Source organism: Gordonia sp. (in: high G+C Gram-positive bacteria), from assembly GCF_049299075.1.
In the GTDB taxonomy this organism is placed as follows: Bacteria; Actinomycetota; Actinomycetes; order Mycobacteriales; family Mycobacteriaceae; genus Gordonia.
The window spans coordinates 1-11,156 of sequence record NZ_JBAQWU010000301.1; the positions used below are offsets into that span (position 1 = coordinate 1).

The window sequence follows — 11,156 nt, forward strand, 5'->3', positions numbered from 1 at the left end:
GCCCGGAGACGGTTTCGCCGCCCGCGACGCGGCCCTCGCCCCCGCTCCGGGTGGCACCGTGCACCGCTACACCTTCACCGCGACCGAAGGGCCCGGCGAGGTGGCGCCCGGCGTACGGCAGACCATCTGGACATACAACGGGAAGGTCGGCGGCCCGACCCTGCGCGGCAAACTGGGCGACGTCTTCGAGGTGACGCTGCACAACGCCGGCACCATGGCGCACTCGATCGACTTCCACGCTGGCATGGTGTCCCCCGACACCAACATGCGCGATATCAATCCCGGCGAGTCCCTGGTGTACCGGTTCCGCGCCGAACACACCGGGATCTGGCTCTACCATTGCGCGACGATGCCGATGCCGGTCCATCTGGCGGCAGGTATGTTCGGTGCGGTGATCATCGATCCGTCGGATCTGGCACCGGTCGACGCGGAATACTTGTTCACCCAGTCGGAGTGGTTCCTCGGCCCCGACGGCGGCCCGATCGACGCCGATAAGGTGGCCGCGGGAACTCCGGATCTGGTGATGTTCAACGGCTACGCCAACCAGTACGTCTACCGCCCGCTGCACGCGAAGGTCGGCGACCGGGTGCGGATGTGGGTGCTAGACGCTGGCCCCAACGAGCCGCTCGCCTTCCATGTGATCGGCACCCAGTTCGACGTCGTCTATTCCGAGGGTGCGTATCTGCTGGCGCCCGGCAATGCGCTGCGGGGCGGTTCCCAGGCGCTGGCGCTCGCGCCCGCGCAGGGCGGCTTTGTGGAGATGACCTTCCTCGAGCCCGGCACCTACACCTTCCTCAACCACCGGATGTTCGCTGGCGAGCGCGGTGCGATGGGCAAGATCGTGGTCGAGAACTGACCGACGATCCGGCCCGCCGCGGTCAGCGCAACTGGGCGTCGACCTCGGCCTTGAGCGCCTGCGGCGTGCTCAATGTGTAGTCCTCGCCGTTGATGCGAACGGTCGGCGTACCCGCAAAACCCGGCTGGGCCAGCACCTGCTGCGTGTGCGGTTCGGCGAAGGCCCGGTACGTTTCGCCCAGGATGCAATCCTGGACGTCATTCGCGCCAGCCTGCCCGGCTATCTCCGCGAGCGCCTCGTTCGTCAGTCCGGGTCCGCCTTCGGCCGGTTGCTGGGTGAGCAGCAGCGACTGGAACGTCAGCCAGTTCGCATAGTTCTCGCTGCTGCTGTTCGCGACGCAGATCGAGGCGTTCCAGGCACGTGACGAGTAGTTCGTCGTGGACGCCCGGTCCAGGAAGCTGATCGGGACAAATTCCACAGCGGCGTTCGGCGTTGCGATGATCTGGGTCAGCGTGTCCCCGAATCTCTGGTTGAACTGCGCACAAGCTGGGCACTGATAGTCCTCGATCACCGTGACGACCACCGTCGGCACCTTGACCGGGGCGCGATCGCCCGCACCGATGAGGAACTCCATCCGCGGGGTGCCCGCGGATGGCGCGCTCCCCGAGGCCGATCCGGTCGAAGTCTGCCCGGCGGGCGTCGAGCCGACGGGTGCTGAGGTTTCCGCAGTCGGCGAGGCGGCGTCCACCGCCTCGCCGCCGTCCCTATTCAGCACGTAGATAAGCACCCCGGCGATAACGGCGATCACCACCGCGAGCACCAGCCCGATCCAGATGCCGGGCCGACCGTTCGACGGCGGCGTGCCCGTTCCAGCCGGATATGGCGGGTAATACCCCGGGGGCTGCTGACCCCCGAACTGCTGACCCGGCGGCGGATACTGCGGCGGATACTGCGGCGACGGATACTGGCCCATCGGGGACTGGCCACCGGCCACCGTCGGGCCGTGCTGCATGTGCGGGGTCGGCGGCACCACGTTCGCACGCTGGGTCGCCTGCTGCGCGTCGTCCGGTGCGCCAGCGTCCGGTCCAGATTGCTGCGTCATGGCATTCCCCCGATGGTCAGGCATTTCGGCTGCCGTCGAGCGTACCGACCCGGTATCGGGTTACAGGGAACGGGCGGCGGTGGTCGCCAGGGTGTCGGCGATCTCGTTGTAGTGGTCGCCGTTGTGGCCCTTGACCCAGCGCCATTCGACGGTGTGCCGCTTTTCCGCTTGGACCAGGCGTTTCCACAGGTCATCGTTCTTTACCGGCTTCTTCGCCGCCGTCTTCCAGCCGTTGCGCTGCCACCCGGCCACCCACTTGGTGATGCCGTCGCGGACATAGACCGAGTCGGTGTAGAGGATCACGGTGGACGGCCGGGTCAGCGCGTCGAGCCCCTCGATGGCCGCGGTCAATTCCATCCGGTTGTTGGTGGTGTCCGGCTCCGCGCCGGACAGTTCCTTCTCTTTGCCCTGATAGCGCAGCACCGCACCCCAGCCGCCGGGTCCCGGATTGCCCCGGCACGCCCCGTCCGTCGAGATCTCCACTACCGCGTCACTCATAGTCGTCAAATCTACCGGGACGATCTCGCCCCCTCAGTCCGGGTGTCGAGCACCTTGGGCTCGGTCTCGACCCCTCGAGGGACGGGGCGAGACCGAGTCGAGCGGCGCACCGTCAGATTTCGATCGGCGGGAACAGTTGTTCCATCGTGTACTGCCGGTTTCGGCGGGCCGCCCACGTACTGATTCCGATACTGACAACGAAGATGCCCGCGAGCACCACCACCGCCGTCCAGAATCGCCCGTCGATACCGCCGGCGATCACCTGCCGCATGCCGGTGACCGCGTAACTCATCGGATCCATCGGATGCAGGACTTGGGCGAACTCCGCGGTGGTCTGCACCGGATAAATACCGCCCGAGGCCACAATCTGCACCATCAGGAAGGCGAGGGAGACCACCCGGCCGACGGCAACGCCCAGGACCGCGTTGAACATCTGAATGATCGCGAGGAAGCTCGCCGCGATGAGCAACATGAAGAGCGCCATGCCGATCGGATGCACCACATTCAGCCCGACCAGGAAGTGGGCGACGAGGAACATCACCACCACCTGCGCTGCCGCGATCAAGAAAGCCGGCCAGTACGACGACAAGACCGAGCGCAGACCACCGAGCCCACCGATCACCGGCCGAGACTGCAGCGGCTTGATCAGCATCAGGATCACCATCGCGCCGATGAAGAGGGCCAGCGTCAGGAAGAACGGCGCGAAACCCGCACCGAACGTGGGGGCTGGATTGTGCGTGTACTCGCTCAGCGCGACCGGCTCAGCCAGGTTGCCCGCGACCTGCTGCCGTTGCTCGGCACTGCCGAACGAGGGAATTTGCTTCACCCCGTCGGCCAGTCCGGTGGCGAGCTGCTGCGAACCGGCCTCCAGTTGCGGCGTCCCCTGCGCCAGCTGCTCCGCGCCGGTCGCCAGCTGCTGGCTGCCGTCTGTCAGCTGCACCAGCCCGGATGCGAGAGTGGCCGATCCCGCCTTGAGTTGCTGTGCGCCCGAACGCATCTCGCTGACCTTGCCCGCCAGCCCGCCGGAGTTCAGCTGCTCGAGCGTGGTCCGCAGCGGCGAGTCCGGATCGCCCATCTGCTGGGCCATCGCTCCACTCTGCTGACTCAACTGCTGTACCTGCGCGGTGGTCGACGGGTCAATGCCTTGCGTCTGCAAGAAGCCCAGCGCAGGCTTCAGCAGTTCGGCGAGCGCTTGCTGATTGGGGTCACCGCTGCGGCGCAGCATATCGATGGTGTGCGCAACACCCTGCGCGGCCTGCGACTGCTGCGCTCCGGCCTGCCCGATCACGCCGAGCACCTGGGACAGCTGTCCGCTCATCGACCCGAGAGCGGCGACGGTCTGCGCGGAGACTTGCAGCGACTGGGTGTTGGCCAGCAGCGGCATCAACGGGTCGGTGGCCGCGGTAATCCCGTCGGCCAACTGCGCATTGCCTGCCGCCAATTCTGCCGCACCGTCGCGCGCGACGACCATGTTGGTCGACAACTCACCGGCACCCTGCGCGAGCTGTTGTGCGCCGGTGTTTGCCTGCACGAGGCCGTCGTGCAGTTGCTCGGCGCCGTCCGCCGCCTCGACCAACCCGGTACCCGCGCTTTGCAAGCCGACCAAGACCTGGTCCACCGCACGCTGGCCGATCGTCTCGTTCAACGCCGTGGTGACCTTCGCACCGGCCTGCTGGCCGATGACACCCGCGAGATAGCTGTTCGCATCGTTGAACGTGAAGTCGATCGTCGCCTTGTGCGGATCGTCAGTCAGCGCCGATGCGATCGACGAACTGAAGTCTTCCGGGATGGTGATGGTGAAGTAGTAGCGGCCGTGCGCGAGGCCGTCGGCGGCTTCGGCCGCAGTGGTGGGGTGCAGATCCAGCTCCCCGGAGGACAGCAGATTCGCCTGCACCTCGTCACCCGCGTTGAGTTGCTCACCCTGGGCAGAGGCGCCACGATCCTCGTTGACCAGCGCGACGGGCATCTTGTTCACCTCGTCGAACGGATTCCAGAAGACCCACAGGTACAACGCGCCGTACAACAGTGGCAGGAGGACGATGGTCACGATCGCGATGCGCGGCATCGCGCCTTTGGAGTACCGCTTAAGTTCGGTACCGAGCGACATTCCGGCGAGCATGACTACTCTTCCTCGCTGTTGAGGTCGACCGGAATCTCTAAGCGGTAGCCGAGAGCCGGATCGACGTCGTTCACGGTGCAGGTGATCACCGTCTGGGTGTGGTCGGCGCCCAGCGCGGCGAGGCGCCGCACCAAGGTGCGCTGGTTGGCATCGCTGGTCACTTGGTCGATGTTGCCGACCACCAGCACCGGCCGCCGTTGCGTATTGGCCAACGCCACGCGCAGCAGCAGACCGTCGAGTTCGGTGAGATTCTCGACGTAGGCGTCGAGCGGGGGCAGCGGCAAGTCGCCAAAGACCGGTCGGCACACGCGTTCGTAGGCTGCCTGATTGGCTTTACGCACAAACGAGTACCAGGGCGCGTCCCAGCGCAGCTGCTCGGTCAGCAGGTCCACGACACGGACCGAGGCATACACACTGTCCAGCGATTCGATCGCGGCCAGGGCGGAGGCGGCGAAGATCTTCTTGGCGCCGGTCTGACCGGCGACCGTCAGCGATCCCGACTTGTTCTTCATCCGGCCGGCGAGGGTCATCTGCAATGCGGTGCGCCCCGGGCCGGCCGGGCAGCGCAGAATAGTCAGGCCACCGTGCGGGACATCGAGGTCGAGCGGACCGTATACGCGGCCCCACGGCCCAGTCTGCGCGATTCCGCGTGCCTGGACCGCCGGCGCCGGAGGCTGTTGGCTCATGGATCCTGAGCGTAGACCCGGTCCGTTCGTCCGGGAGTCACCCGCTCGCAGAAAGTGCGGTAACAGATGTTGTCAGATGAGTTATGGCGGTCGTCACTGCGCGGGTGCAGTCCGCTGATGGCCGCGATCATCGGGCGGCGACCGCTTGACGAGTACGGCCGGTAGAGTCCGAGGTCATGTCGCAAGTCAGTGCCGAGGATTTCCGGGACATCCGCGCCGCGGTGCACGAGTTCATCGTCACGCGGGTGGTCCCGCGGGAACGCGAGATCGCCGACGGCGACGCGATCCCGGCGGATCTGCGCCAGGCCGCCAAGGATCTCGGCCTGTTCGGTTTCGCCATCGGTCAGGAGTGGGGCGGTCTCGGACTGGATCTGGCGCAGGACGTCGAGTTGGCGCAGGAACTCGGGTACACCTGCCTTGCCCTGCGCTCGATGTTCGGCACCAATAACGGCATCGCCGGGCAGGTGCTGGTCAGCTTCGGCACCCGGGAACAGCAGGAGCGGTGGCTGCCGCCGATTGCCGCCGGCGAGGTCGTGGCATCCTTCGCGCTGACGGAACCGGGTGCCGGGTCGAACCCCTCCGGGCTGCGCACAAAAGCGGTGGAACAAGACGACGGCCACTGGCTCATCGACGGCAGCAAATGCTTCATCACCAATGCGCCGCTGGCCGATCTGTTCGTGACCTTTGCGCGGGTGCGGCCGGCCGATGAGAGCGGCCCCGGGATCGCAGTATTCCTGGTGCCCGCCAATACGCCGGGGGTCTCGGTGGCTGAGCCCGACCGCAAGATGGGCCAGGAAGGCTCGTGGACTGCCGATGTGCATTTCGACGGCGTCCGGATTCCGGCGTCGGCGTTGGTCGGCGGCGACGTCGATCTCGGGTACCGCGCGGCGATGACTTCACTGGCCCGCGGCCGCGTGCACATCGCCGGCATCGCGGTCGGGACCGCCCAGCGCGCGCTCGACGAGTCCCTGCGGCACGCCGCGGTGACCACGCAGGGCGGTACACCGATCGGCGAATTCCAGCTGGTGCAAGCCATGCTCGCGGATATGGCCACCGGAGTGATGGCCGGGCGGGCGCTGGTCCGCGATGCCGCGGCGCAATGGGTCAGCGGACAGGACCGTCGGATCGCCCCGTCGGTGGCGAAGTTGTACTGCACCGAGATGGTCGGCGAGGTCGCCGACAAGGCCGTCCAAGTGCACGGCGGCAGCGGGTACCTGCGCGATATGCCAGTGGAACGGATCTACCGCGACGTCCGCCTGCTCCGGCTATACGAGGGCACGAGCGAGATTCAACGACTGATCATCGGCGGCGGACTGGTCCGCCAGGCCAGCAAAGAGAACCGGACGTGAAGGAGAAGAAGACATGAGTGCACGGCTCGACGGCAAGGTCGCCGTCATCACCGGAGGCGCGCAAGGCATCGGCCTGGCGATCGCGCGACGGTTCGTCGACGAGGGCGCCCGCGTGGTGCTCGGCGATCTGAACACCGCAGCACTCGAGGCGGCGGTGGCCGAGCTCGGCGGCGGCGATGTCGCGCTCGGCGTGCAGTGCGATGTGACGTCGTCGTCGGACGTCGACGGCCTGATTGACACCGCCGTCGTGGCATTCGGATCGCTGGATGTGATGGTGAACAACGCCGGCATCACCCGCGACGCCACCATGCGCAAGATGACCGAAGAAGAGTTCGATCTGGTGATCGATGTTCACCTCAAAGGCGCCTGGAACGGGACGCGTGCGGCGGCGGCGATCATGCGTGAACAGGGCAGCGGCGCGATCATCAACATGTCGTCGATCTCCGGCAAGGTCGGGTTCATCGGGCAGACCAACTATTCGGCGGCCAAGGCCGGCATCGTCGGTTTGACCAAGGCCGCCGCCAAGGAGCTCGCACATCTCGGCGTCCGAGTCAACGCGATCGCCCCGGGACTGATCCGGACGGCAATGACCGAGGCGATGCCCGAGCGCATCTGGGAGTCGAAGATGGCCGAGATCCCGATGGGCCGCGCCGGAGAGCCGAGCGAAATCGCCAGCGTCGCACTGTTTCTCGCGACGCCCGAGTCGTCGTACCTGACCGGCTGCGTACTGGAAGTAACCGGCGGCAGGCATATCTGACATGACTGGGATCTGGCAGCCGCGCACTATCACGACCGAGGAGTTCGTGAAACCGGGTCCGACGGCTGCGCTGGCGGCACTCTTCGACGACCAACTGCCCACCCCGCAGGTCGGCGACGCGTTGCCGCCGCTGTGGCACTGGGCTGCGCTGGCGCACTGGCCCGTGTCTTCCGACCTCGGCACCGAAGGGCACACGATCCGCGACGGCAACTCCTTTCTGCCGCCGGTGGACTTGCCGCGACGGATGTTCGCCGGCGGTTCGGCTGAGTTCCTCGGGGCGCTCCGGGTCGGTGACACCGTCCGCCGGGTGGCGCGGGTGGAGTCGGTGACCGAGAAGCAGGGCCGCAGCGGACGCCTCGTCGTGGTGGTCGTGAGCATCGAACTCTATGCACCGGACGGCACCCTGGCCGTCGTCGAGAAGCAGACCATCATCTACCGCGAAGCCGGGGTACCGACCGAACGCGCCCCCGACGTCGAGTCGGCGGCCGTGGTAGCACCGGAGGGTCCACCGCTTCAGCGCCACGGCCCCGACTCGTGGCGGCTGTGGACCGACCCGACGCTGCTGATGCGGTTCTCGTCGGCGACCGCCAATCCGCACCGTATCCACTACGACTGGCCGTATGCGACACGCGTCGAGCGTTATCCGGGACTGGTGGTGCACGGCCCGTTGATGACGCTCGCTGCCGCCGAAGTCCACCGGCTGAGCAAAGACCCGCGCCCCATCGCCGCGCTATCGCACCGCAATTGCGCGCCGCTCTTCTGCGGGACGACGGCTGAGTTGCGTCCCACCCCGACGGCCGCCGGCACTACCATCGCGGTGCTCAGCCATGAGCGCCTCGGCTCCCCGGAAACGATCCACACCCGCTTGGATCTGACCCTGGCCTGACCGCTTCTCAGATTTTGTTGCGGGCGATCAGTTGCGCCGCGATGACGTTGCGCTGGATCTCATTGGTGCCCTCACCGACGATCATCAGCGGGGCATCTCGGAAGTAGCGCTCCACGTCGTACTCGCGTGAGTAGCCGTAGCCGCCGTGTACGCGGACGGCGTCCAGCGCGATCTGCATGGCCGCCTCCGAGGCGAACAACTTGGCCATCCCGGCTTCCATATCGGCGCGTTCGCCGCGATCAACTTTGTGGGCCGCGTCAAGGGTGAGCAGCCGCGCGGCCTGCTGCTTGGTCGCCATATCGGCGAGGAGATTGCCGACGGACTGGTGCTTCCAGATCGGCGTGCCGAAGGACTCGCGCTGCTGCGCGTACTTCACGGCCGCGTCGAGCGCCGCCTGTCCGACCCCCAGGGCGCGCGCGGCCACCTGGATGCGTCCGATCTCCAGGCCTCGCATCATCTGACCCCAGCCGAGGTTCGGCTCGGCGCCGAGCACCGCCGAGGACGGTACCCGCATACCCTCGAAAGTCAGCTCGCACGCTTCCACGCCCCGGTACCCGAGCTTCGGGAGCTTCTTCGAGATCGCCAACCCCGGACCGGGCTCAACGAGCAGCACGCTCATCCCCCGGTGCGCGGGTTCGGCGGCACGGTCGGTGATGCAGAGCACACCGATCAGCCCAGAGTGCGCGGCGTTGGAGATCCAGGTCTTGGAGCCGGTGATTACGTAGCTGTCACCGTCGCGCGTGGCGACGGTCCGCATCGCTTGCAGGTCGCTGCCGCCGCTCGGCTCAGTGAGCGCCATCGTCGCACGAATGCGGCCGTCGGCCATCGGCGGCAGGTAGTGCTCGCGCTGCTCCCTCGTTCCGAAGGTCTTGATCAAGTAGGTGATCACCGAATGTCCGCCGATGGCGCCGGCCAGACTCATCCAGCCGCGCGCAAGCTCTTCGCAGACGCGGACAAAGCAGTCCGTCGAGACGTCAACGCCGCCGTACTCCGCGGGGGCAAGAAGTCCGAAGAAGCCGAGCTTCTTCATTTCCTCGATGAACTCTTCGGGATAGATGTCGTCGTGCTCGAACTCTCGCACGCGGGCGGAGACTCGCTGGTCGACGAAGTCGCGCACCAACGCGACAATGTCCTGTTCGTCCGGGGTCAGCGCCACGCTCCGAGCCTACAAAGATGCTCCCGGAGCCGCATCGCCGCGGGGCGCCCGCTCGGCGGCGGTTGCCGGCGCAGCCCGGCGCGCGGCATAGATCTCCTCGTACTGATCCTTGACCCGAGCGGCCTCGTCTTGCTGCCGGTAGGTGAGCGGGGTGTTGCCAAGCCCATGCTTCTGGAGTCGACGGACGCGGTTCTGATCCATGTACGAAAGCGCGAAAATGGCCGCCAAACTCGATGCCAGCAGCACCATCAGGCTGCGGATCCACACCGGTCCGGGGAACGCAAAGAACAGGACGAGGTATAGCGGAACAAAGCTGACCTGCGAACGCAGGAAGTGGCGCAGCGTGGCGGTCGACCCCATCAGATCATTGGCGACCCAGTCCCGTTGACCCTCGGGCAGCTTTGCCCCGTAGACGTAGCCGATCCACTGGATGGGATTGGGGCGCTTACTCATCGGGGGCCTTTCGTTGTAACTAGATCGCGCACTACTCAATGTAGGTGAACCTTAGCCCACAATTGGATCGTGCGCTACTTAATTGGCGTAGACTGACATCCATGGAGACCGTGGAACTCGAAGGCAACCCGCTACTGCTCGACCGGCAGGTGTGCTTCGCACTGGCCGTCTGCAACCGTTCGGTGCTGAAGATCTACCGCCGTTTGCTCGAGCCGCTCGGCCTCACCCACCCCCAGTACCTGGTGATGCTGGCACTGTGGGAGGACTCACCACTGTCGGTGAAGCAAGTCGGCGGCCTGCTGCAACTCGACTCCGCGACCCTGTCCCCGCTCCTCAAGCGCCTGGAAGCCGGTGGTCTGATCGAGCGCCGCCGGTCCGACGACGACGAGCGCAGCGTCCTGGTGCTGCTCACCGAATCCGGCACCAAACTCCGGACCAAAGCGTTGGAGATCCCCGGGCAGGTAGTGGCCGCCCTGGGCGTCGACCTGTCGGTTCTCCTGGAGCTGCACGACGTGCTGACCCGCATCAATGCCGCCGCGCTGGCAGCCGAGGCCAACGTCGGCTGATCCCGTCGGGAGCCGCGTATCGTCGAGCCCGAAAGGTCCCCGGTTCGTCGACACCGCTGAGGAGAATGAAATGCGCGCAGTCGTACTGCACGCCCCCGGAGATATCCGGGTCGAAGAAGTCCCTGCCCCCGAACTCCTCGAACCGACAGATGCGATCATCCGCGTCACCGGCACCTGCATTTGCGGTTCGGACCTGTGGCCCTATCGCGGCGCCGAGAAGGTGCGCGGCCCAAGCCGGATGGGTCACGAATACGTCGGCATCGTCGAGCAGATTGGCGACGATGTCGCCCACCTCGCCGTCGGCGACCATGTGGTCGGTTCCTTTGTCGCTTCCGACAACACCTGCGAGATCTGCCAGGCCGGCTATCAATCGCGCTGCGTCCATCAGGTGATGATGGGCTCGATCGGAACGCAGGCCGAGTACGCACGCATTCCCCTCGCCGACGGCACTCTGGTGCCGATTCCCGGCACCCCGACCGCCGCGCAGTCGCGCAGCTTGCTGGCCGCCTCCGATGTGCTCGGCACCGGCTGGTTCGCTGCGGTCGCCGCCGCGGCTGGACCGGGAAAGACCGTGGCCGTGGTGGGCGACGGCGCGGTCGGCCTCTGTGGCATTCTGGCCGCCCACCAGCTCGGCGCCGAACGAATTATCGCGATGTCGCGCCATCCCGAGCGCCAGGCACTCGCGCGCCGCTTCGGCGCCACCGACATCGTCACCGCACGCGGCGACGAGGGCGTGGCGCAGATCAAGGAACTCACCGGCAGCTACGGCGCCCACAGCACCATCGAGG

12 protein-coding genes are annotated in these 11,156 nt (G+C 66.6%); 6 read left to right on the forward strand and 6 right to left on the reverse strand.

All coding sequences use genetic code 11. The features are described from left to right. On the forward strand, window positions 1–856 hold an 856-nt coding region (locus tag WAW85_RS09135; protein WP_422559300.1), incomplete at its 5' end, for a multicopper oxidase domain-containing protein. Between the two features lie 22 nt (window positions 857–878). Here the strand turns inward: WAW85_RS09135 and WAW85_RS09140 are convergent. The 4 genes from WAW85_RS09140 to WAW85_RS09155 form a co-directional block, all read right to left on the reverse strand. Continuing rightward, window positions 879–1,898 carry a DsbA family protein gene (locus WAW85_RS09140; protein WP_422559301.1) on the reverse strand — a complete coding sequence of 340 codons (1,020 nt, stop codon included), beginning with the start codon at window positions 1,896–1,898 and terminating at the stop codon, window positions 879–881. Between the two features lie 60 nt (window positions 1,899–1,958). Further along, window positions 1,959–2,396, reverse strand: coding sequence for a ribonuclease HI (gene rnhA / locus WAW85_RS09145; RefSeq protein WP_422559302.1), 438 nt, complete (start codon window positions 2,394–2,396; stop codon window positions 1,959–1,961). 112 nt (window positions 2,397–2,508) lie between these two features. Next, window positions 2,509–4,515, reverse strand: a complete 2,007-nt coding sequence (locus WAW85_RS09150; protein ID WP_422559303.1) for a YhgE/Pip family protein — start codon at window positions 4,513–4,515, stop codon at window positions 2,509–2,511. Window positions 4,516–4,517: 2 nt separating this feature from the next. Beyond that, window positions 4,518–5,201 carry a hypothetical protein gene (locus WAW85_RS09155; protein WP_422559304.1) on the reverse strand — a complete coding sequence of 228 codons (684 nt, stop codon included), beginning with the start codon at window positions 5,199–5,201 and terminating at the stop codon, window positions 4,518–4,520. A 176-nt stretch (window positions 5,202–5,377) separates the two neighbouring features. On the opposite strand from WAW85_RS09155, the gene WAW85_RS09160 reads away from it, so the two are divergent. From WAW85_RS09160 to WAW85_RS09170, 3 genes are read left to right on the forward strand one after another with little or no spacing between them, the layout of a single operon-like run. Then, on the forward strand, window positions 5,378–6,550 hold the full coding sequence (locus WAW85_RS09160) for an acyl-CoA dehydrogenase family protein (RefSeq protein WP_422559305.1): 1,173 nt from the start codon (window positions 5,378–5,380) through the stop codon (window positions 6,548–6,550). 13 nt (window positions 6,551–6,563) lie between these two features. Continuing rightward, the gene (fabG, locus tag WAW85_RS09165; RefSeq protein ID WP_422559306.1) at window positions 6,564–7,307 is read left to right on the forward strand and encodes a 3-oxoacyl-ACP reductase FabG; all 744 of its coding nucleotides are present in this window, start codon (window positions 6,564–6,566) and stop codon (window positions 7,305–7,307) included. A gap of 1 nt (window position 7,308) precedes the next feature. After that, a complete protein-coding gene (locus WAW85_RS09170; protein ID WP_422559307.1) occupies window positions 7,309–8,193 on the forward strand; it encodes an FAS1-like dehydratase domain-containing protein in 885 nt (294 codons plus the stop codon). Between the two features lie 7 nt (window positions 8,194–8,200). On the opposite strand, the gene WAW85_RS09175 is transcribed toward WAW85_RS09170, so the two are convergent. Both WAW85_RS09175 and WAW85_RS09180 read right to left on the reverse strand, forming a co-directional pair. Next, window positions 8,201–9,349, reverse strand: a complete 1,149-nt coding sequence (locus WAW85_RS09175) for an acyl-CoA dehydrogenase family protein (RefSeq protein WP_422559308.1) — start codon at window positions 9,347–9,349, stop codon at window positions 8,201–8,203. Window positions 9,350–9,358: 9 nt separating this feature from the next. After that, window positions 9,359–9,802: a DUF5313 family protein gene (locus WAW85_RS09180; protein WP_422559309.1), complete on the reverse strand. Its 444-nt coding sequence runs from the start codon at window positions 9,800–9,802 to the stop codon at window positions 9,359–9,361. Between the two features lie 101 nt (window positions 9,803–9,903). On the opposite strand from WAW85_RS09180, the gene WAW85_RS09185 reads away from it, so the two are divergent. Together WAW85_RS09185 and WAW85_RS09190 are read left to right on the forward strand one after the other, a co-directional pair. After that, window positions 9,904–10,368, forward strand: coding sequence for a MarR family winged helix-turn-helix transcriptional regulator (locus WAW85_RS09185; RefSeq protein ID WP_422559310.1), 465 nt, complete (start codon window positions 9,904–9,906; stop codon window positions 10,366–10,368). Window positions 10,369–10,438: 70 nt separating this feature from the next. Next, the coding region (locus tag WAW85_RS09190; protein WP_422559311.1) for an alcohol dehydrogenase catalytic domain-containing protein at window positions 10,439–11,156 on the forward strand (718 nt) is incomplete at its 3' end.